General features: G+C 45.0%; 16 protein-coding genes and 6 tRNA genes. 16 read left to right on the top strand and 6 right to left on the bottom strand.

The features are described from left to right. Positions 1–26 precede the first annotated feature (26 nt). A complete protein-coding gene (locus tag ABCM67_RS13095; RefSeq protein WP_015524321.1) occupies positions 27–455 on the top strand; it encodes a cytidine deaminase in 429 nt (142 codons plus the stop codon). Between the two features lie 172 nt (positions 456–627). Here the strand turns inward: ABCM67_RS13095 and ABCM67_RS13090 are convergent. Together ABCM67_RS13090 and ABCM67_RS13085 are read right to left on the bottom strand one after the other, a co-directional pair. Continuing rightward, positions 628–698, bottom strand: a tRNA-Trp gene (locus ABCM67_RS13090). A 127-nt stretch (positions 699–825) separates the two neighbouring features. After that, a tRNA-Ser gene (locus tag ABCM67_RS13085) sits at positions 826–913 on the bottom strand. A 156-nt stretch (positions 914–1,069) separates the two neighbouring features. Here ABCM67_RS13085 and epsC point away from each other — a divergent pair. From epsC to ABCM67_RS13060, 5 genes are all read left to right on the top strand, one after another. Next, a complete protein-coding gene (gene epsC / locus ABCM67_RS13080) occupies positions 1,070–1,990 on the top strand; it encodes a serine O-acetyltransferase EpsC (protein WP_022426729.1) in 921 nt (306 codons plus the stop codon). A 125-nt stretch (positions 1,991–2,115) separates the two neighbouring features. Next, positions 2,116–2,186, top strand: a tRNA-Gly gene (locus ABCM67_RS13075). Between the two features lie 3 nt (positions 2,187–2,189). Beyond that, positions 2,190–2,262, top strand: a tRNA-Gly gene (locus tag ABCM67_RS13070). 35 nt (positions 2,263–2,297) lie between these two features. Next, positions 2,298–2,368, top strand: a tRNA-Gly gene (locus ABCM67_RS13065). A 3-nt stretch (positions 2,369–2,371) separates the two neighbouring features. Then, positions 2,372–2,444 (top strand) — tRNA-Gly (locus ABCM67_RS13060). Between the two features lie 105 nt (positions 2,445–2,549). Here ABCM67_RS13060 and ABCM67_RS13055 read toward each other — a convergent pair. Further along, positions 2,550–2,765, bottom strand: a complete 216-nt coding sequence (locus tag ABCM67_RS13055; RefSeq protein WP_015524323.1) for a DUF378 domain-containing protein — start codon at positions 2,763–2,765, stop codon at positions 2,550–2,552. Positions 2,766–2,976: 211 nt separating this feature from the next. Then, on the bottom strand, positions 2,977–4,140 hold the full coding sequence (locus ABCM67_RS13050) for a DUF5067 domain-containing protein (protein WP_342992906.1): 1,164 nt from the start codon (positions 4,138–4,140) through the stop codon (positions 2,977–2,979). Between the two features lie 240 nt (positions 4,141–4,380). Between ABCM67_RS13050 and ABCM67_RS13045 the strand changes: the two genes are divergently transcribed. The 3 genes from ABCM67_RS13045 (at position 4,381) to ABCM67_RS13035 (ending at position 7,427) form a co-directional block, all read left to right on the top strand. Then, positions 4,381–5,319, top strand: a complete 939-nt coding sequence (locus ABCM67_RS13045; RefSeq protein ID WP_147603476.1) for an alpha/beta fold hydrolase — start codon at positions 4,381–4,383, stop codon at positions 5,317–5,319. 97 nt (positions 5,320–5,416) lie between these two features. Next, entirely contained in the window at positions 5,417–6,961 is a 1,545-nt protein-coding gene (malQ, locus tag ABCM67_RS13040; protein ID WP_118609046.1) for a 4-alpha-glucanotransferase, read from the top strand. A 37-nt stretch (positions 6,962–6,998) separates the two neighbouring features. Then, the gene (locus tag ABCM67_RS13035) at positions 6,999–7,427 is read left to right on the top strand and encodes a hypothetical protein (protein ID WP_092071388.1); all 429 of its coding nucleotides are present in this window, start codon (positions 6,999–7,001) and stop codon (positions 7,425–7,427) included. 129 nt (positions 7,428–7,556) lie between these two features. Here the strand turns inward: ABCM67_RS13035 and ABCM67_RS13030 are convergent, their stop codons facing one another. After that, positions 7,557–8,087, bottom strand: coding sequence for a VanZ family protein (locus ABCM67_RS13030; protein WP_059085423.1), 531 nt, complete (start codon positions 8,085–8,087; stop codon positions 7,557–7,559). 225 nt (positions 8,088–8,312) lie between these two features. Here ABCM67_RS13030 and thyA point away from each other — a divergent pair, with 225 nt between their 5' ends. Together thyA and ABCM67_RS13020 are read left to right on the top strand one after the other, a co-directional pair. Beyond that, positions 8,313–9,161, top strand: coding sequence for a thymidylate synthase (thyA, locus tag ABCM67_RS13025; RefSeq protein WP_059085424.1), 849 nt, complete (start codon positions 8,313–8,315; stop codon positions 9,159–9,161). A 23-nt stretch (positions 9,162–9,184) separates the two neighbouring features. Next, positions 9,185–9,679, top strand: coding sequence for a dihydrofolate reductase (locus ABCM67_RS13020; RefSeq protein WP_015524334.1), 495 nt, complete (start codon positions 9,185–9,187; stop codon positions 9,677–9,679). A 147-nt stretch (positions 9,680–9,826) separates the two neighbouring features. On the opposite strand, the gene ABCM67_RS13015 is transcribed toward ABCM67_RS13020, so the two are convergent. Continuing rightward, the gene (locus ABCM67_RS13015) at positions 9,827–10,852 is read right to left on the bottom strand and encodes a branched-chain amino acid aminotransferase (RefSeq protein WP_059085425.1); all 1,026 of its coding nucleotides are present in this window, start codon (positions 10,850–10,852) and stop codon (positions 9,827–9,829) included. 149 nt (positions 10,853–11,001) lie between these two features. On the opposite strand from ABCM67_RS13015, the gene ABCM67_RS13010 reads away from it, so the two are divergent. The 5 genes from ABCM67_RS13010 (at position 11,002) to ABCM67_RS12990 (ending at position 21,156) form a co-directional block, all read left to right on the top strand. Further along, complete coding sequence (locus tag ABCM67_RS13010; protein WP_059085426.1) at positions 11,002–12,237, top strand: 5-bromo-4-chloroindolyl phosphate hydrolysis family protein; 1,236 nt, start codon at positions 11,002–11,004, stop codon at positions 12,235–12,237. Positions 12,238–12,308: 71 nt separating this feature from the next. Next, on the top strand, positions 12,309–13,457 hold the full coding sequence (locus ABCM67_RS13005) for a toxic anion resistance protein (RefSeq protein ID WP_059085427.1): 1,149 nt from the start codon (positions 12,309–12,311) through the stop codon (positions 13,455–13,457). Between the two features lie 84 nt (positions 13,458–13,541). After that, on the top strand, positions 13,542–14,606 hold the full coding sequence (gene ispG / locus ABCM67_RS13000) for a flavodoxin-dependent (E)-4-hydroxy-3-methylbut-2-enyl-diphosphate synthase (RefSeq protein WP_021651821.1): 1,065 nt from the start codon (positions 13,542–13,544) through the stop codon (positions 14,604–14,606). Beyond that, entirely contained in the window at positions 14,606–19,099 is a 4,494-nt protein-coding gene (locus ABCM67_RS12995) for a PolC-type DNA polymerase III (RefSeq protein WP_021651820.1), read from the top strand. The genes ispG and ABCM67_RS12995 overlap by 1 nt, the downstream gene beginning before the upstream one ends. Before the next feature lie 98 nt (positions 19,100–19,197). After that, a complete protein-coding gene (locus tag ABCM67_RS12990; RefSeq protein WP_022426636.1) occupies positions 19,198–21,156 on the top strand; it encodes a fructose-bisphosphatase class III in 1,959 nt (652 codons plus the stop codon). Positions 21,157–21,187 lie beyond the last annotated feature (31 nt).

Raw genomic sequence — 21,187 nt, 5'->3', positions numbered from 1 at the left:
CCTGATTCAGGAAAGGTGGGAAAACTATGGAAGAAAAACAGATCAAAGAAATGATCGATCTGGCGATCAGACAGATGGACTATTCCTATGCGCCATACTCACATTTTCATGTAGGGGCGGTACTTCTTGCAAAAAACGGTACCTATTATACCGGGTGCAACATAGAAAATGCTGCCTATACTCCAACAAACTGTGCGGAAAGAACTGCTTTTTTCAAAGCGGTCAGTGAAGGCATGAGAGACTTTCAGGCAATCTGTATCGTTGGCGGCAAGGATGGTGTTCCTACAGAGTATGCAGCACCCTGTGGAGTATGCAGACAGGTTATGATGGAGTTCTGTGATCCGGAAACCTTTCAGATCATACTGGCAGTCAGCAGAGAAAAATATGATATCTTTACGTTAAAGGAACTGTTGCCATTTGGATTTGGACCGGATAATCTGAAGAAACTGAAGTGATAAGCGCATGTGGATATGTGCAGATATTTTCACGATATGAATGCAGTGAGAAGTAAAATATTGAAAAGTGATCGCCCGGATGTTGATATGACAGGCCGGGCGATCACTTTTTCTGCCATACAATAAAAAACGCTGAAAATCCTTAATTAAGGTTTTTCAGCGATTCTAATAGCAGGGGATGAGAGAATCGAACTCCCACCAAAGGTTTTGGAGACCCCTATCATACCATTTGACCAATCCCCTATATTAAATTGTGTTTTCATCACTGTTGCAATTATACATATAAAATATACAATTGTCAAGGGATGAGAGTGCTTTTTGTATAATAAAATATAAATAAAATTCTTCCTGTCATAAATCGGCAGAAAAGCGGAGATGGAGGGATTTGAACCCTCGCGCCGGTTGCCCGACCTACCGCATTTCGAGTGCGGACCCTTCAGCCACTTGGGTACATCTCCGGATGCAAACCTTTATTATTATATAAGGTATCCGGAGAAAGGTCAATCTTTTTTAAAACTTTTCTTTTTTGTATTATTGACGAATCTTCCAGACTATAATATGATAATGAGATAAAGTGTACAGACAGAAGTGGATGTGCAGAAATGGAGGGAATTATGAGCGATAAGAAATCAGCGATTCTCAGAGCGGCGAAGGGTCTTACTGAGAATTATGCTTCAGAAGAACTTTTTATGCCGAAGAGCGGTAGACGTCTGCCGAACCGTTCGGTGATCATTGATATAGTAAGAGATCTGAAATCTATTGTATTTCCGGGATATTTCAGTACGGATACCAGTGCTACCGTATTTCCGGAGTATTATGTGGGACACAGACTGAATGATCTTTATGACAGATTGAAGAATCAGATCGAGATCGCACTTCTTTATCACGGAGAGGAACCGGAAGAAGCAGCAGCTCATGCAGACAGAACTGCCTGTGGATTTTTTGAGCAGCTTCCTGAGATCCAGCGACTGCTTCTGACAGATGTACAGGCTGGTTTTGATGGTGACCCCGCAGCCAAGAGCAAGGAAGAGATCATTTTTTCATATCCGGGATTATTTGCTATCTACGTGTATCGTCTGGCACATGTTCTTTATAAAGAAGAGATTCCATTTATCCCGCGCGTGATGTCAGAATATGCTCATGGCCGTACAGGAATCGATATCAACCCGGGAGCGACCATCGGAGAGTATTTCTTTATCGATCATGGTACCGGTGTGGTTGTAGGTGAGACTACAGAGATCGGAAATAATGTAAAACTGTATCAGGGAGTGACACTGGGAGCGCTTTCCACAAGAAAGGGACAGCAGCTTGCCAATGTAAAACGTCATCCGACGATTCGTGATAATGTAACGATCTATTCTAATTCCACAGTGCTCGGTGGTGAGACGGTTGTAGGAGAGAATACGATTATAGGTGGTAATACCTTTATCACAGAATCCATTCCTGCAAATACCAAGGTCAGTGCAAAAAGTCCGGAGCTTGTGATCAAGAAACCGAAGGCCCAGGTTTCTGCCACAAATGTATGGGAGTATTGATAAAAAATCCAATAAATAAAAAAATTAAAAAAAATAAAAAAACCTGTTGACAAATAAAACAGTATGTTATATACTAATCATCGTTGCAGCGGTCAAGCGATCGGTAATCACCGAAGCGACGATGCGCGGGTGTAGTTCAATGGTAGAACACCAGCCTTCCAAGCTGGATACGTGGGTTCGATTCCCATCACCCGCTTATGCGATAGTGGCGTAGTTGGTAACGCGCGACCTTGCCAAGGTCGAGACCGCGGGTTCGAGCCCCGTCTATCGCTCTCATCGAAGGATGAAGATTTATAATTTCATAACTGCGGGTGTAGTTCAATGGTAGAACACCAGCCTTCCAAGCTGGATACGTGGGTTCGATTCCCATCACCCGCTTGTGCGATAGTGGCGTAGTTGGTAACGCGCGACCTTGCCAAGGTCGAGACCGCGGGTTCGAGCCCCGTCTATCGCTCTTCGGAACTCTGAGGATGATCAGAGTTCTTTTTTGTTGCGAAAAAATCCTCTGCTTTATTTTTATGCAGCAGAGGATTTTTCGCGTTATGTGTTACTGCGTAGCTTATTCAGTTGTTTCACCCTGATCGATCAGAGTATAGAAGGTCAGAAGATAAAGCCCACATAAGCCTACAAGTCCGTAGATGATCCGGGAGAGCCAGCTCATGCTTCCGAACAGGAATGCTACCAGATTAAAATTAAAGAAGCCGATCAGACCCCAGTTTATGGCACCGACCACAGCAATGGTCAGGGTGAAGTACTGCAGACATTTATTTGACATAAGTCACCATCCTTTCGTTATACAGGAAATAGTTTTTCATAGAATCGAAAAAATATACACAGGAATGAGAAAAAGAAAAACGGAAATTTCTGCCAGCCATGAAAAAATCATGAAGGAGAAATTTCCGTTTTCCTTTCATATGCAAGATAAAATGTAAATTTCCGGTTTATCGAATTTGGATCGTAAATATCTGCCAGGCGATTCCGATATCTTACTTCAGCTTCAGAATCTGAGAGGTTGTCTGTCCGCCGCTTACATTCAGAGTTTCTTTGCCCTGAAGCGTTACATCATTGGTAGTATCCTTCAGAAGAAATACCTGGCATACAGTGACGGTTTTTCCGGGATCAATGGTGCTCATGTAGTTATCTACAGCATCATCGCTGGCTTCCGGATAAGTTCCTTCCAGAACTTCTCCGTTCTGGGAAGCCTGCAGGGTGAAGTCTACAAATGCACTGGACTGGGAATCGCCGGAGTTTGTATAGTCGTAGTAGATCATCAGACAGGGATTTCCGCCGTAGTCCTTGGAAATCGCAAACTGTTTGAAACGGACGGAGAATTTGTCAGTTGTAATATCAATGGATGCACTTGTGCCCTCAGCAGAGGCCGTGCTGCCTGGGGTGGAAGAATCCTCTGCAGCGGCAGAACTGCTATCTGTGCTGTCATCCGTAAGCTGGGATGATATTTCGTCTTTTACGCTTTTGAAGTTTGCGCACATAACCTTGACTGTGGTGTCATCCAGAGAAACGATCTTCCAGTCGCTGCCGATTTTGATCAGAGGATAGGTAATATCGATCTCACTGTATTTCTCATCAGCTGTGGAAGCATTTTCGGCAAGAAGTGCAGCGAGCATTTCCTGGATATCATCCTGTGTCATTTCCTTTCCGGCATAGGCTGCGACAGCAACCTTACGGGTGTATTCCTGAATAGTTGCTGCATAGATATTGGTTCCGTCAATATATTTCATGTGAACCGTTATCCTGGCAGTTCCGTTCTGGATGTCAAATTTGTTTTTGGTGATCTTGTAGGTCATTTTTTTGTTGACGGTAGTGAAGAAATCTGTGTAAGCAGAATCACGGATATCTGCATCATCCAGAGCGCTGAGATCATGACTCTGGAGAAGGTTCTCCATTGTGGTAAAATCCATGTTCTGCATTCCTGTGAGAAATTTTTCTGTGGCTTCTACCGGTTTATGGCGCTGCATCATATACCAGGCGGTTCCGCCGGTTGCGGCAGCGATCAGAAGGATGATCAGACAGATCACGAGAGGCTTTTTGCTTTTTTTCTTTCTGTGGGGAGTGTCGCCTTCAAAATCATTGGAGATCAATGATCTGGAGAGCTCATCGTCATAAAAATCATTATTGTCTTCTGTATTCATTATTCCTCCTTACAATAAGTCATTCTGGTTTTCGGGTGGGTAAGTCAGAGGATATCTGTTTGCATTTGCGGGCAAACAGCATCACCCTGTGTTACCGTAACGATTATATCATAGGTTTACTGTTTGAGAAACCCCCTGTGTTATGATATACTGGAAGACACAGAAAAAGTGGTTGAGTACAGGTGACAAAGCGGAATGCGAATGCCCGCTTTATGCAGCAGAAAAGGTGAGGTGAAATATATGTTACGGACAATTCAGTATTCATTTCCTTCAAAAGCAGACGGATTGGAAATTTCCTGCCTGGCAGTAGTGCCGGAGTTGGAACGTAATGAGAAATACCGTGGGATCATACAGATCGTTCACGGAATGAGTGAGTACAAGGAACGCTACATTCCTTTTATGGAATATATGGCAGAGCGAAAATATATAAGTGTGATCCATGATCACCGTGGCCATGGGAAAAGCGTACGCAGTAAAGAGGATCTTGGGTATATGTACGGTGGTGGGGCGGATGCCATGCTGCAGGATATCCATACGGTGAACTGCTTGATCAAGGATCATTTCCCAGGTATTCCGCTGATCCTTTTCGGACACAGCATGGGCTCTCTGGCAGTTCGTGCCTATGCAGCTCATCATGACAGCTGTATGGATATGCTGATCGTCTGCGGCTCACCCAGCTATAATGTATTTCGTCCGGTCGGAGTAGCTCTGGCAAAAGCGGGAAAGACTGTTTTCGGGCCTAAACACAGTGCGGGTCTGATCGAGATGATGTCTTTTGGAAGCTATGCAATGCACTTTAAAAAAGAAAAAAACCGTTTTTCCTGGATCTGCTCTGATCCGCAGGTTGTGCAGGATTATTCGGATTCAGAATACTGTGGATTTACCTTTACGGATGATGCATATCTGGCACTTTTTGACCTGATGAAAAGAGCCTATGATGTGAAGCACTGGAAGTGTACAAAGCCGGAAATGCCGGTGCTGTTTATTAGTGGGGCGGAGGATCCCTGCATGGTAAATGTGAGACAGTTTGCGAAGTCTGTCCGTGCCATGCGTTGTGCAGGATACCGGGATGTCCGGGGAAAATTATATCCGGGAATGCGCCACGAGATCCTGAATGAGAAAGACAGGGAAAAGGTTTATCATGATATATTTACATATATCTGCAAAAAAGGACTTTGAACGCTCTGTGACAGAGTGATATAATAAAAATCTGAGTGCTCCTGCAGACATCTGTGAGAGGGCGCAACTACTGAGAAAACAGGAGGATTCGTAAATTATGAGAGCAAGTGGGATTTTACTTCCAGTGTCCAGTCTGCCATCGAAATATGGGATCGGATGCTTTTCTGAGGAAGCATATGAGTTTGTAGACCAGCTGGCAAGAGCAGGACAGAAATACTGGCAGATTCTTCCTCTCGGACCTACCGGATATGGAGATTCACCATACCAGTCTTTTTCTACCTTTGCGGGAAATCCGTATTTTATTGATCTGGAGGCTTTTGTAAAAGAGGGATATCTGGATAAAAGTGATTGCGAGGACTGTGACTGGGGTACAAACGAGAGCTATGTGGATTATGAGAAGATTTATAATTCCAGATTTCGGCTTTTGAGAAAAGCCTTTGAAAATTATGACTGTGAGACAGACCAGGAGTACCGTAAGTTTGTAAAAGAAAATGCTGCCTGGCTGGAAGATTACAGCCTGTATATGGCAATCAAGGACAGCCTGAATGGGATCAGCTGGATCGAATGGCCTACGGAACTTAAAAACAGAGAAAAAGCTGCATTGGCTGAAGAAAGAGAGAAGCTTGCAAAAGAAGTGGGATTTTACTGTTTCCAGCAGTTCTGCTTTTTTAAACAGTGGACAGCACTGAAAGCTTATGCAAATGCTAAGGGAGTGGAGATGATCGGAGACATCCCGATCTACGTTGCGTTTGACAGTGCGGATGCCTGGGCACAGCCGGAATTGTTCCAGTTTGATAAGGAAAATATTCCGATCGGCGTTGCCGGATGTCCGCCGGATGCTTTTTCCGCCACAGGGCAGCTCTGGGGAAATCCGCTTTATGACTGGGAATATCACAAGAAAACAGGCTATGCATGGTGGACACGCCGAATGGCAAATTGTATGAAGCTTTATGATGTGGTAAGGATCGACCATTTCAGAGGCTTTGATGAGTATTATTCCATTCCGTACGGAGATAAAACTGCCCAGTTCGGTCACTGGGAAAAGGGACCGGGAATGGATCTGTTCCGTGCGCTTGAAAAGAATCTTGGAAAGCTGGATGTGATCGCAGAGGATCTTGGTCTCCTTACAGACAGTGTGATCGAGATGGTGGAAGAATCCGGATTCCCGGGAATGAAGGTATTGCAGTTTGCTTTTGACGAGAATGAGGACAGTCCGTATCTGACGCACAGATATGAAAGGAATTGCATTGTTTACACAGGTACTCATGACAATGAGACAACAAGAGGATGGTTCCGCAATCTGAGCCAGCATGACCGAAATTTTGCCAGGGCCTATATTGGCTGTGAGGGCAAGCATGAGACTGCGGCAGTGTGGAGCATGATACGTGCGGCGATGTCCAGTGTTGCAGATCGCTGTGTGATCCCGGTACAGGATTATCTCTGCCTTGGAAATGAGGCAAGGATCAATGAACCGTCAACTCTTGGTGACAACTGGAAGTGGCGTATGAAAAAAGGCCAGCTCAATGAAACAATTATTCAGAAGATTTATAAAATGACAAAGCTTTATGGAAGACTTGTAAAAGAAGAAACGGAAGAGAAGGAAAAAACAGAAGCTGACAGGGAAAAGATATCTGACAAATAGAGAAATATAAGGATATCAGAAAGGACAGAAATACATCATGGAAGAACAGAAAAGAGAAAATAAGGAAGAGCTGCAGCAGGAAACTGCTGAGGAAAAGAATTCCGGACAGGGAAATTCTTCCACAAGAAGCAGTCTTCTGTGGATCTTTGCAGGAGGCTATCTTGTGTATACAGGATATCGTCTCTGCGCCAGTGTCATAAGCGGAGCAGAAGACTCCGGTGTGGTATTTCTGGCAGCGGGAGGTATTTTTGTTGTGATCGGAGCAGTGCTTTTGATCATGGCGATCCGTAATCTTGCAAAGGCTGGCGCACAGAAACATGAGCTGGAAGAAGCTGCTGCGAAAAAAGCGGCAGAGGAAGCTTCTCAAAATCCGGAAACCGTGGCAAAGAAAAAAATGTCAATTGCGGAGCGGGCGCATCTTGCGGAAAATCTGGATGACGCACCGGAGGAGAAAGACGAAAAATAAAACTGGATGCAGGTGAGAGTAAAATGCCTGCTGAGATATGACGATTAGTAATAGCAAAAACGGAACATCATAAGGCAAAAAAATCCTTATGTATGTTCCGTTTTTTAGATCAGGCAGATCGCAAAACAGTTATCTGCGTCTTTGTGCGTTTCTGCGCTTTTTTCGAGATTTTTTTCTGCCGGGGGTATGTAAGGTAGACCAGCAGAATGCCTGTACCAGCAAAATTCCGATCATTGCTCCGCAGCTGTCGATCCCTACATCCCTTACGGAAGGTCCGCGGGCCTCTACAAAAGACTGGTGGTATTCATCCAGTCCGGCAAATCCTACACATACAAATCCGGCAAGGAGCATCAGCCAGATTCCCCGAACTCCGTATACATAGATGGGGAAGGAAATAGATATGGCCAACAGGCAGTATTCTGTCATGTGAGCAGCCTTACGGACATAAAATTCGATACCGGCAGCTTCCTGGGAAAGCTGTTCCAGGCTTTTGCCGGAAGCTAATATTTCGTTTTTGGTTTCTACGATCTGGTAGCTGATCTTGTAGCTCAGGGCACCGGAAACATCTCCGGTCTGTGCGGAAAAAGAGTAGATCACGCACATCATCAGGATCGCAGGTGCAAAAGAAAAAGGTTTTAATAATGTAATCAGTATTTTCATGGCTCTTAATATAGCACTCCCGCATGGAAAAGTCCAGAAAAATACAGAAAAAGAACAGGGAAAAGGAAAAACAGGGAGAGAAGGTTAAATGGGATAGGAGGTTAAAGGGGAAGTGGACAGTAAGGACTGAAATGTGTTAGAATATAAAATAAATTTCAGGGGCATTTTTAAGAAAAAAAGCAGCCCGGGATCGAATAGAAGAAAATTACAGGAGGAAATCAACAAATGAGTCTTGCAGATAATATATTCATTGACATGTGCAAAGATGTCATAGAAAACGGAACCAGCACAGAAGGTGAGAAGGTACGTCCTGTGTGGGAGGATGGAACTCCGGCTTATACCATCAAGAGATTTGGTGTTGTGAACCGTTATGATCTCCGGAAGGAGTTTCCGGCACTGACTTTAAGAAAAACAGCGTTAAAGAGTGCAATGGATGAGATTCTATGGATCTGGCAGCAGAAATCTAATAATATCCATGATCTTCACAGCCACATCTGGGACAGCTGGGCAGATGAGAACGGTTCCATCGGAAAAGCCTACGGCTATCAGTTAGGTGTGAAGCATCAGTATAAAGAGGGAATGATGGATCAGGTAGACAGAGTTCTTTTTGATCTTAAGAACAATCCGTACAGCAGAAGGATCATGACCAATATTTATGTACATCAGGATCTCCACGAGATGAATCTTTACCCATGTGCCTATTCCATGACTTTCAATGTAACCAAGGAACCCGGAAAAGACAAGCTGGTCCTTAATGCGGTGCTGAACCAGAGATCTCAGGATATCCTGGCTGCAAACAACTGGAATGTGTGTCAGTATTCTCTTCTTCTCATGATGATCGCACAGGTCTGCGATATGGAAGCCGGAGAGCTTGTTCATGTGATCGCAGACTGCCATATTTATGATCGTCATATTCCGGTAATTAAAGAACTGATCTCCAGAAAACCGTATCCTGCACCGACAGTAAAACTGAATCCGGAGATAAAGGATTTTTATAAATTCACCACCGATGATCTGATCGTGGAGAATTATGAGACATGGCCACAGATCAAAAATATTCCCATTGCAGTATAATTGCATAAAGAAAGGAAGAAAGAATGAATATTATTGTTGCAGCAGATAAAAACTGGGGAATCGGAAGAAATAATGAACTTTTGGTAAGTATTCCGGCAGATATGAAGATGTTCCGTGAGGAAACTACAGGAAAAGTGGTTGTTATGGGAAGAAAAACACTGGAGTCTTTTCCAAACGGACTTCCTCTGAAAAACAGAACCAACATTGTGATCACCGGCAACCGGGATTATCAGGTAAAAGGTGCGGTGATCGTTCACAGCATCGAGGAAGCACTGAAGGAAGTGGAGAAATATCCGGCAGAGGATGTGTACTGTATCGGCGGAGACAGTATTTACAAACAGATGCTCCCGTACTGTGATACAGCTCATGTGACAAAAATCGATTTTGCATATGAAGCGGATGCGTATTTTCCAAACCTGGATGAGGACCCGGACTGGGAGATCACAGCGGAGAGTGAAGAACAGACATACTTTGATCTGGAATATGCGTTTGTGAAATACGAGAGAAAAGATAGGTAATGTGAGCACAGATCATAAAGCAGAATGAGAATGCCCGCTTTGTACAGAAAAACAATGAAGAAATAATAAAAAAACAGACCACCGAAAAAAATACGGCGGTCTGTTTTTTTGTGCTTAATGTTATGTATAATGACGAAAATCCGGTAATTACTCGATTACGTGGATCCATCCCTTCGGTGCTTCGATGCGTCCCATCTGGATACCGGTCAGTGTGTCGTACAGCTTCTGGATGACCGGACCCATCTTCTCCATTCCGCTTGGGAAGCAGATTTCTTTGCCGTGATCATTGATCTTTCCGACAGGAGAGATAACTGCAGCAGTACCGCAAAGACCACACTCTGCAAAATCTTTAACCTCATCGAAGTAGACCTCACGCTCTTCAGCTTCCAGTCCAAGGTACTCCTTTGCAACGTAGATCAGAGAACGACGTGTGATGGAAGGAAGGATGCTGTCAGACTTCGGTGTTACAACCTTGCCGTCTTTAGTAACGAAGATGAAGTTTGCTCCGCCTGTCTCCTCAACTTTTGTACGAGTCTTGGGATCAAGGTACATGTTCTCATCAAAGCCCTGTTTGTGAGCATCTACGATAGCATGAAGGCTCATTGCGTAGTTCAGGCCAGCCTTGATGTTACCGGTTCCGCAAGGTGCGGCACGGTCATAGTCGCTGACACGGATCGTGATCGGTTTGGCGCCGCCTTTAAAGTACGGACCAACCGGTGTTGTAAGGATACGGAACTGATATTCGTCAGCCGGTTTAACACCGATCACGGCGTTGGAACCAAACATGTACGGGCGAAGATAAAGTGTTGCGCCGGAACCATATGGCGGAACCCATGCAGCATTTGCCTTAACAACCTGCTCAACAGCGTCGATAAATCTTTCCTTCGGGAATACCGGCATTTCAAGTCTTGCTGCAGATGCAGCCATACGCTCTGCGTTCAGGTCAGGACGGAAAGTAACGATATGTCCGTCTTCTGTTGTGTATGCCTTCAGACCCTCGAATACACTCTGAGAATACTGAAGCACACCAGCACACTCGTTGAGTACGATATTAGGGTCTGTGCTTAAAGTACCCTCATCCCATTTTCCATCTTTAAAATTAGACACGTATCTGTAGTCGGTTGGCATGTAAGCGAATCCGATGCTGGACCAGTCGATGTTCTTTTTTTCCATAACGATTCCTCCGTTTACAATTTTTACTTTTTACCATTGTAAAACTTTTACGTGATGACTTCAATAGTTTTTTGTTCCTTTTTTTCATTTGCTTGTAATTTTAATATGATTTCGATATAATAAAAATTATCTATGGACTGGAGGGAAAAATGGACAATCACGAATTTGAAGACCTTGGAAAAAAGATTCAGGATATTGTAGATAATGCAGTGAATTCAAACAGCTATCACGAATTAAGCCATACGATCAACCAGACAGTAAATAAGGCCATTAATTCCGGAAGCGAAGCGCTGAAAAATGCGCTGAATTCCGTATTTGATCCGGGTGCTGATCCGGAATTCCGTAAGAAAAGCTATACATACCAGAGCCCTTATTACGGAAGAAGCAGAAAAGCAAAGCAGCAGGCTGCAAGGAAACAGTCGGAACTGCTCTACGGAAAGACTACCGGTGAGAATCTCAAAGGCATGATGATGGCAGTTTCCGGTGGGATACTTTTAAGTGGCATGGGGCTTGGAGCCATGGTGCTTCTGATCTGGATGGGCATTGGACACAGCGGTGCACTTGCAGCAGGTGTGCTTGGAGTGATGTGTGCAGGCGCAGCAGGTGGCGGTGCTCTTTTGGGAGCGGGAACAAGCCGTCTCGGAAGACTGGGACGTTTCCAGAAATATATCCGTGCGCTGGGAGACCACACCTACTGTAATTTTCAGAAGCTTGCCCAGGCAGCAGGAAAGAACGAGAAATTTGTAAAAAAAGATATCAGCAGAATGATCCAGAAGGGCTGGTTTCTGGAAGGCCATGTGGATGAGCAGGGAACCTGTCTGATCACCAGCAATGAGACCTATCAGCAGTATCTGGAAACACAGAAGCAGCTGGAGCTTCGTAAACAGGAAGCAGATCCTAAGGTTCAGCTGGAGGAGAATATGAGTCCGGAAGCCCAGGAAGTCCTGAGAAAAGGAAATGAATTTCTGGTAAAGATCCGTGAGAGCAATGACGCCATTCCCGGGGAAGAAATTTCCGCAAAGATTTCCAGGATGGAAATGATCGTTCAGAAAATTTTTGAGCGTGCAGGAGAGCATCCGGAGGTGATTCCGGATCTTAAGAAAATGATGGATTACTATCTGCCCATGACTGTGAAGCTTCTGGATGCTTATGAGGATATGGATGGACAGCCTGTACAGGGCGAGAATATCACGGCTTCCAAGAAAGAAATTGAAGAAACCATTGATACACTGAATATTGCTTTTGAGAAACTTCTGGATTCCATATTCCGGGATACCGCATGGGATGTATCCACCGATATTTCTGTGCTGCATACGGTTCTGGCACAGGAGGGACTGACAGAGGATGATTTCGAAAAAATGAAACAGAATGCGGAAATGAAATAAGTACAACGAGCAGATCAGAAGCTGGAATACAGACATCTGCCGGAAGGTACAGCTGATCAAGGAGAATGCTTATGGGAGAAGAATTTAAAGACTTTGAGGTAGAAGCACCGGTGCTGACTTTGGAACCGGATCTCACGGAAGAAAAAGAAGAAATTGCAAAAAAAGAACCGGAGAAACCCCAGGAGCCTGCAGTAGAGGAACCGGTGTTATCTCCCCAGGAACAGAAAATCGTAGAAGACTTTGCAGCAAAGATCGATATTGAAAATACAAACCAGATCCTGCAGTACGGAGCCGGCACTCAGAAGAAGATGGCAGATTTTTCTGATGCAGCGCTGGTAAATGTGAAGACACAGGATCTTGGGGAGGCAGGAGAGCTTCTTGCAAATGTGGTAGGAGAATTGAAGGATTTTGATGCCACAGAGGAAAAGGGATTTTTCGGTTTTTTCAAAAAACAGACAGCGAAGGTGGAAACTCTGAAAAACCGTTACACAAAGGCCGAGGGAAATGTGACGAAGATCACGGAAGCTCTGGAGCAGCACCAGATGCGTCTGATGAAAGATTCTGCCGTGCTGGATAAAATGTATGAGCAGAACCTTGCATATTTTAAAGAACTTTCCATGTACATTCTTGCGGGTAAAAAGAAGCTTAGGGAAGTCAGAGAAGGCAAGCTCAACGAATTGCATCAGAAGGCAGCGGCAAGCGGACTTCCGGAAGATGCACAGGCTGCCAATGATCTGGAAAGCAAATGTGACCGCTTTGAGAAAAAGCTTCATGATCTGGAGCTTACCAGAACCATTTCTATGCAGACTGCACCGCAGATCCGCATGATCCAGAACAATGATACGACGATGATCGAGAAGATCCAGACAACCATTGTAAATACCATTCCTCTCTGGAAAAGCCAGATGGTGCTGGCTCTAGGGATCGCGCACTCCACAGAAGCCGCACAGGCACAACGGCAGGTTACGGATTTTACCAATGAACTTCTGAAGAAAAATGCGGAAACGCTTCACCTGGCATCTGTGGAAACTGCAAAGGAATCCCAGCGTGGTATTGTAGATATTGAAACTCTGAAAAAAACCAATCAGGAACTGATCCAGACACTGGATGATGTGATGAAGATCCAGCAGGAAGGCCGTGAAAAACGTCAGGCAGCAGAGGCAGATATGAGACGTATGGAAAACGAACTGAAAACAAAGCTGCTGGAGATCCGACGTTAGGAGTAAGAGTAAAAAGATAGTTCGGAAAGGAAAGGCAGGGCGTTTGAAGACACCTGCCTTTCAGGATTCATAAAGGAGATTTTTATGTACAGAGATCATACAAAAGTAATAAAAATTGGAAATCGTGTTATCGGAGGAGGAAATCCGATCCTTATCCAGTCCATGACCAATACGAAAACTGAAGATGTAGAAGCAACGGTTGCGCAGATCCTTTCACTGGAAAAAGCAGGCTGTGATATTATCCGCTGCGCAGTTCCTACTATGGAAGCTGCGAAGGCTTTATCCCAGATCAAAAAACAGATCCATATTCCGCTGGTTGCGGACATCCATTTTGATTATCGCCTTGCCATTGCAGCCATGGAGAACGGTGCGGACAAGATCCGTATCAATCCGGGAAATATCGGTTCCAAAGAGAGGATCCAGGCAGTTGTGGATACAGCAAAGGAACGGAATATCCCTATTCGTGTAGGAGTAAACAGCGGTTCCCTTGAAAAAGAACTGGTAGAAAAATATCACGGTGTTACAGCCGAAGGACTTGTGGAGAGTGCTCTTGATAAGGTGCACATCATTGAAGAGATGGGATATGACAATCTTGTGATCAGCATCAAATCTTCTGATGTTCTCATGTGCGCCAGAGCCCATGAACTGATCGCAGAAAAAACACAGTATCCTCTTCATGTGGGAATTACAGAAGCAGGAACTCTGTATTCGGGAAATATCAAATCAGCTATCGGACTTGGGATCATCCTGTATCAGGGAATCGGAGATACCATCCGTGTTTCTCTGACAGGCGCACCGCTGGAAGAAGTGAAATCAGCCAAAAGGATCCTGAAAACGCTGGGACTTCGCAAAGGAGGCGTGGAGGTTGTTTCCTGTCCGACCTGCGGAAGAACAAAAATCGATCTGATCGGCCTTGCAAACCAGGTAGAGACCATGGTACAGGATATTCCTCTTGATATTAAGGTTGCGGTTATGGGCTGTGTGGTAAATGGACCGGGAGAGGCGAAGGAAGCAGATCTCGGAATTGCAGGAGGCGATGGTGTTGGTCTTCTGATCCGGCATGGAGAGGTTGTAAAAAAAGTACCGGAAACGGATCTTTTGGATACACTTCGTCAGGAACTTCTTACCTGGAATGAGCAGGAGTCATAATGGAGAAAGATTTTTTTGATGTATTTCCGCATCTTAAAGTGAAGAAAGAGCTGGAAGAACTTCTGGACATGGTATTTGTGACAAAGGTTTCCATGAACCCCGGAAGAACTCATTTGAGGGTTTATATCGAAAGCAGCCGCTGGATACACAAGAAGAATATTTTTGCGCTGGAGGATGAGATCGAACGGCAGTGCTTTCCGGGGATTCCCATGACTGTAACAGTTGTGGAAAAATTTCATCTTTCCGAGCAGTATACACCGGAGAACTTTCTGGAAAGCTACCGTTCCAGTATGGAGATGGAGCTGCGCAACTATAACATGCTGGAGTACAATCTGTTCCGTAGATCAAAAATCATTTTTACAGGAAAAGATACCTTGCGTATGGAGCTTCCGGATACGGTTATTTCCAGACAGAAAAGCGAAATACTTGTTGAATATTTTCATAAGGTTTTCTGTGAACGCTGCGGTATGGATCTGAAAGTGGAACTGGATTTTGTGGAAGTGAAAGAGAGTAAATACCGGAAAAATGCTGCACTTCAGATCAAACAGGAAGTGGAAAATGTCCTGAAGCATGCCAAACTCAGCGGGGATCAGGAAAGCGAACCGAAGCAGGAGGATACAGCCAGGGAAGAGACAAAGAAAACCTCTGGAGATAAGAGCGGCGAAAAGACAAACGAGAAGAAATCCGTTGACAAAAAACAGCAGAAGGTTCAGAAGGGGGATTTCCGCGGCAGCTTCGGATTCCGCAGGGACAGCAATCCGGATGTGGTTTACGGCAGAGATTTTGATGGAGAAACGATTCCGCTGGAGAGCATTACCGGTGAGATGGGTGAGGTTATCATCCGATGTCAGGTTATGGATGTGGAAGCTCGTGAGATCCGAAATGAGAAAACGATCCTGATCTTCCCTGTGACCGATTTTACGGACAGTATTGTTGTGAAGATGTTTCTGCGTAACGAGCAGGTTCCGGAAGTGACGGAAAGTGTAAAAAAAGGCGCATTCCTGAAGCTGAAGGGAGTTACCACCATTGACCGTTTTGACAGTGAGCTTACTATTGGAAATATTACAGGTATCAAGAAAATCGCCAATTTTACCAGCACAAGAATGGATACCAGTCCTCAGAAGCGTGTGGAGCTTCACTGTCACACCAAGATGAGCGATATGGATGGTGTCAGCGATGCAAAGGCATTGGTAAAACGTGCCTATGAGTGGGGACATAAGGCTATCGCTATCACGGATCATGGCGTGGTGCAGTCCTTCCCGGAGGCAAATCACTGCTTTGATGCCTGGGGCGGTTGTGTTCCAAAGGAGTCTGATTTTAAGGTGCTCTATGGAATGGAAGCGTATCTGGTAGACGATCTGAAGGGTATGGTCACCAATTCCAAAGGGCAGCGTCTGGATGGAGATTTTGTTGTTTTTGATATTGAGACTACGGGATTCTCAGCACTAACCTGCAGGATCATTGAGATTGGCGCGGTAAAAGTGGAAAAAGGACAGATCACAGATCGTTTTTCCACCTTTGTAAACCCGGAAGTGCCCATTCCGTTCCGTATTGAGCAGCTGACAAGCATCAATGATTCCATGGTCCTGGATGCACCTGTGATAGAGGAAGTACTGCCGAAATTCCTGGAATTCTGTGAGGGCTGCGTGATGGTGGCCCATAATGCGGACTTTGATATGAGCTTTATTATTGAAAACTGTAAACGGCAGGGGATTTCGGATGATTTTACTTATGTGGATACCGTTGGTATGGCTAGATTCCTTCTTCCTGCCCTGAACCGTTTTAAACTGGATACGGTAGCCAAGGCAGTAGGTGTTTCTCTTGATCATCACCACAGAGCTGTGGATGATGCGGCATGTACCGCAGAGATTTTTGTGCGGTTTGTAAAGATGCTGGAAGAAAGAGATATTTTTGATGTGGATGAGATGAACAGGCAGGGTGCGGTTTCACCGGATACCATCCGAAAGCTGCCCACATACCATGCTATTGTTTTTGCAAGAAATGAGACCGGAAGGATCAATCTGTACAAGCTGGTAAGCCAGTCCCATTTAAAGTACTATCACAGAAGACCAAGGGTTCCCAAAAGCGTGCTGGAAAAATACAGGGAAGGCCTTCTGGTGGGAAGTGCCTGCGAGGCAGGAGAGCTTTATCAGGCACTTCTTCGCAATGCACCGGATCAGGAGATCGCCAGACTGGTAAATTTTTATGACTATCTGGAAATCCAGCCTCTTGGGAACAATGCGTTTATGCTTGCGGATGAAAAACATGATATGATCAATTCTGAGGAAGACTTAAAAGAGATAAACCGGAAGATCGTAAAACTTGGAGAACAGTTCAAAAAACCGGTGGTTGCCACCTGTGATGTGCATTTTATGGATCCTCAGGACGAGGTTTACCGACGGATCATCATGGCAGGAAACGGATTTTCTGATGCAGATAACCAGGCCCCGCTTTATCTTCGTACAACGGAGGAAATGCTGGAGGAATTTTCCTATCTGGGAAGTGAAAAGGCGGAAGAGGTGGTGATCACCAATACCAATAAGATCGCGGATATGATCGAGAAGATATCACCGATCCATCCGGATAAATTTCCACCGGTCATTGAGAACTCCGAGCAGGATCTTAAGAATATCTGTTTCACGAAGGCTCACGAAATGTACGGAGATCCGTTGCCGAAGATCGTGGAGGACCGTCTGGACAGGGAGCTGAATTCTATTATCTCCAATGGTTATGCGGTAATGTATATCATTGCACAGAAGCTTGTGTGGAAGTCCAATGAGGACGGCTATCTGGTTGGATCCCGTGGTTCTGTAGGTTCTTCTCTGGCAGCGACCATGTCCGGTATCACGGAGGTAAACCCTCTGCCGCCTCATTATCTCTGTCCGAATCCGGACTGTAAATACAGTGATTTTGATTCCCCTGAGGTGAAAAAATACGCGGGTATGGCAGGATGTGATATGCCGGATAAGATCTGTCCGAAATGCGGTGCCAGGATGAACAAGGAAGGCTTTGATATTCCTTTTGAGACATTCCTTGGTTTTAAAGGTGATAAGGAGCCGGATATCGACCTGAACTTTTCCGGTGAATATCAGGCCAATGCTCACCGGTATACAGAGGTTATCTTCGGAAAAGGGCAGACCTTTAAGGCGGGAACCATTGGTACCCTTGCGGAAAAAACCGCATTTGGTTATGTGAAGAACTATTATGAGGAACGGGGGCAGCACAAGCGTTACTGTGAGATCAACCGTATCGTGAAGGGCTGCACCGGTGTCCGCCGTACCACTGGCCAGCATCCGGGAGGTATCATCGTACTGCCTATGGGTGAGGAGATTGAGAAATTTACACCTGTGCAGCACCCGGCCAATGATGTGAACAGTGATATCATCACCACACATTTTGATTACCATTCCATTGACGGAAATCTTCTGAAGCTTGATATACTTGGACACGATGATCCGACCATGATCCGTATGCTGGAGGATCTGACCGGCATCAGTGCAAGAACAGTTCCGCTGGACCAGAGAGATGTCATGTCCCTGTTTGCGGGAACGCAGGCTCTGGGGATCAGCCCGGAGGATATCGGCGGCTGCAGGCTGGGATGCCTTGGGATCCCGGAGTTTGGTACAGACTTTGCCATGCAGATGTTGATCGATACCAAGCCGAAATATTTTTCCGACCTGGTACGTATTGCTGGACTTTCCCACGGCACGGATGTATGGCTTGGAAATGCCCAGGTATTGATCCAGAATGGTACAGCTACCATTTCCACAGCAATCTGTACGCGAGATGATATTATGATCTATCTCATCGGAAAAGGAGTGGAAAGTGGTCTGGCGTTTACCATCATGGAGAGTGTCCGTAAGGGAAAGGGGCTTCGTGAGGAATGGATCCAGACTATGAAAGAGCATGATGTTCCGGACTGGTATATCTGGTCCTGTAAGCTGATCAAGTACATGTTCCCGAAAGCCCATGCGGCAGCTTATGTTATGATGGCGTATCGTATCGCATGGTATAAAGTGTTTCATCCACTGGCTTATTATGCAGCATTTTTCAGTATCCGTGCCACTTCCTTTTCCTATGAACTGATGTGCATGGGAAAAGAACGTCTGGAATATTATATGGCGGAGATCCGGAAAAAAGGTGATGAGGCATCCAAGAAGGAACAGGATACACTGAAGGATATGAGGATCGTACAGGAAATGTACGCCAGAGGTTTTGATTTTGTGCCGATCGATCTTTATAAGGCAAAGGCACACCGGTTCCAGATCATCGGAGATAAACTGATGCCTGCTCTGGATACCATAGAGGGTCTTGGAGATAAGGCAGCAGAGGCAGTTGTGGATGCTGCCGCAAAAGGCAGATTCCTTTCCAAGGATGATTTCCGTGATCGTACCAAGGTCAGCAAGACCGTTATCGATCTGATGGATGATATGGATCTTTTCGGAGATATCCCGCAGTCCAATCAGATGTCACTGTTTGATTTTACGGGTTGATATATGATACCGGAAGGGCTTACAATAAATAAAAAATACTGCCGTTTATCCTGAAGGCTGATCTGGCAGTGAGAACTCCCAGGAGGATACCAGATACTATGAAAAAAGAAGAATTAAGATACCTGCAGCGACTTGCGGAGCTATATCCTACTATAGCAAAGGCTTCAACAGAGATCATCAATCTGCAGTCTATATTAAACCTTCCGAAAGGTACCGAGCATTTCATGTCGGACATTCATGGAGAATACGATGCGTTTTCCCATGTTCTTCGGAATGGATCAGGGGCTGTACGAAAAAAGATCGATGATGTATTCGGACATACCTTAAGCAACAGCGACAAACGTTCTCTTGCCACACTGATCTATTATCCGAAGGAAAAGATGGAGGTTGTAAAAAAACAGGAAGAAGACATGGAGAACTGGTACAAGATCACACTTTATCGTCTGATCGAAGTATGCAAGACAACGGCATCCAAATATACCCGTTCCAAGGTCCGTAAGGCACTTCCTGCAGACTATGCATATGTGATCGAGGAGCTGATCACAGAGAAAGCGGAAGTTCTGGACAAAGAAGCATATTACGATGCCATCGTCAATACGATCATTGAGATCGGCCGGGCAGAGAATTTTATCATTGCCCTGGCAGAACTGATCCAGCGTCTTGTTGTGGATCATCTTCATGTGCTGGGAGATATTTATGACAGAGGTCCGGGCCCGCATTTCATCATGGATCGTTTGATGAAATATCATTCGCTGGATATCCAGTGGGGAAATCATGATGTGGTCTGGATGGGAGCTGCTACAGGACAGAAAGCCTGCATTGCAACGGTGATCCGGAACAGCATCCGTTACCGAAATATGGATATTCTTGAGGATGGATATGGGATCAATCTCATGCCTCTGGCAACCTTTGCAATGGAGGCTTATAAGGATGATCCATGTACTGCTTTTGAGATGAAGGGAGATGCCAATAACTATAGTATTCTGGAAGAAGAGCTTGGACGGAAAATGCACAAGGCTATTGCCATTATCCAGTTTAAGCTGGAGGGTCAGCTGATCCGCCGGCACAAAGAATTCCATATGGAAAAGCGTTGTTTGCTTCATAGGATCGATCCGAAAAAGGGAATGATCACACTTCCGGACGGAAAAGAATATCCGCTGACCGATACATATTTTCCTACTATTGACTGGAAAAAGCCATATGAACTTACTACAGAGGAAAAGGATGTAATGGAACGCTTGGATTCCGCGTTCCGAAACTGCGAGAAACTGCAGAATCATGTCCGGCTTCTTCTGGACAAGGGAGGCCTTTATAAAACTTATAATGGAAATCTTCTGTTCCATGGAAGTATTCCGCTTAATGAGGATGGAAGTCTGAAAGAAGTTCAGATTTATGGAAAAACCTACAAAGGAAAAGAATTGTACGATGTTCTTGAGACTTATGTGCGCCGGGCGTTTTTCTCTGTAAATGAGGATGAAAAGCGTAAAGGCAGGGATATTATGTGGTATATCTGGGCAGCTCCGAATTCACCGCTGTTCGGAAAAGACAAGATGACCACTTTTGAACGTTATTTTATTAAAGATAAGGAAACACATAAAGAAACTAAAAATGCCTACTATCATCTTCTGGAAAATGAGAATGTTGTAGATGATCTGCTCCGTGAATTTGAACTAGATCCGGAAAAAGGTCACATCATCAACGGGCATGTGCCGGTTCACCAGAGTGAGGGAGAGAGTCCTGTAAAATGCAATGGCAAAGTTCTTGTGATCGACGGCGGTTTTTCCAGACCATATCAGAAGGTTACGGGGATTGCCGGTTATACACTGGTTTATAACTCCTACGGGCTGATCCTGTCTGCTCATGAGCCTTTTACTTCTGCGGAAGAAGCGGTAGCCAAGGAGCAGGATATTGTTTCCAACAGGGTGGCGGTTCACTACAATAACAAACGTACACTGGTCGGTGATACCGATACCGGAACTGCTCTGAAGGAAAGGATCAGTGAGCTGATCCAGCTTCTGGAAGCTTACAGAAAAGGTATCATCAAAGAGAAAAAATAAGCAGAATTGAGAAATACAAGAAGGGTTTCCT

The sequence above is a fragment of the Blautia sp. 2227st1_G12_2227SCRN_220401 genome, assembly GCF_039062885.1.
Lineage (GTDB): Bacteria > Bacillota > Clostridia > Lachnospirales > Lachnospiraceae > Blautia_A > Blautia_A fusiformis.
Note: the sequence above shows the minus strand (reverse complement) of the source record. Positions and strands in the feature narration are given on the sequence as shown.

What these genes read in the sequence shown, in the direction of transcription:
- ABCM67_RS13010 (WP_059085426.1), top strand. Translation starts at nt 11,002, where the DNA reads ATGGACAATCACGAATTTGAAGACCTTGGAAAAAAGATTCAGGATATT.
- ABCM67_RS12995 (WP_021651820.1), top strand. Translation starts at nt 14,606, where the DNA reads ATGGAGAAAGATTTTTTTGATGTATTTCCGCATCTTAAAGTGAAGAAA.
- malQ (WP_118609046.1), top strand. Translation starts at nt 5,417, where the DNA reads ATGAGAGCAAGTGGGATTTTACTTCCAGTGTCCAGTCTGCCATCGAAA.
- ABCM67_RS13035 (WP_092071388.1), top strand. Translation starts at nt 6,999, where the DNA reads ATGGAAGAACAGAAAAGAGAAAATAAGGAAGAGCTGCAGCAGGAAACT.
- ABCM67_RS13045 (WP_147603476.1), top strand. Translation starts at nt 4,381, where the DNA reads ATGTTACGGACAATTCAGTATTCATTTCCTTCAAAAGCAGACGGATTG.
- ABCM67_RS13095 (WP_015524321.1), top strand. Translation starts at nt 27, where the DNA reads ATGGAAGAAAAACAGATCAAAGAAATGATCGATCTGGCGATCAGACAG.
- ABCM67_RS13030 (WP_059085423.1), bottom strand. Translation starts at nt 8,087, where the DNA reads ATGAAAATACTGATTACATTATTAAAACCTTTTTCTTTTGCACCTGCG.
- thyA (WP_059085424.1), top strand. Translation starts at nt 8,313, where the DNA reads ATGAGTCTTGCAGATAATATATTCATTGACATGTGCAAAGATGTCATA.
- ABCM67_RS13055 (WP_015524323.1), bottom strand. Translation starts at nt 2,765, where the DNA reads ATGTCAAATAAATGTCTGCAGTACTTCACCCTGACCATTGCTGTGGTC.
- ABCM67_RS13020 (WP_015524334.1), top strand. Translation starts at nt 9,185, where the DNA reads ATGAATATTATTGTTGCAGCAGATAAAAACTGGGGAATCGGAAGAAAT.
- ispG (WP_021651821.1), top strand. Translation starts at nt 13,542, where the DNA reads ATGTACAGAGATCATACAAAAGTAATAAAAATTGGAAATCGTGTTATC.
- ABCM67_RS13015 (WP_059085425.1), bottom strand. Translation starts at nt 10,852, where the DNA reads ATGGAAAAAAAGAACATCGACTGGTCCAGCATCGGATTCGCTTACATG.
- ABCM67_RS13005 (WP_059085427.1), top strand. Translation starts at nt 12,309, where the DNA reads ATGGGAGAAGAATTTAAAGACTTTGAGGTAGAAGCACCGGTGCTGACT.
- ABCM67_RS13050 (WP_342992906.1), bottom strand. Translation starts at nt 4,140, where the DNA reads ATGAATACAGAAGACAATAATGATTTTTATGACGATGAGCTCTCCAGA.
- ABCM67_RS12990 (WP_022426636.1), top strand. Translation starts at nt 19,198, where the DNA reads ATGAAAAAAGAAGAATTAAGATACCTGCAGCGACTTGCGGAGCTATAT.
- epsC (WP_022426729.1), top strand. Translation starts at nt 1,070, where the DNA reads ATGAGCGATAAGAAATCAGCGATTCTCAGAGCGGCGAAGGGTCTTACT.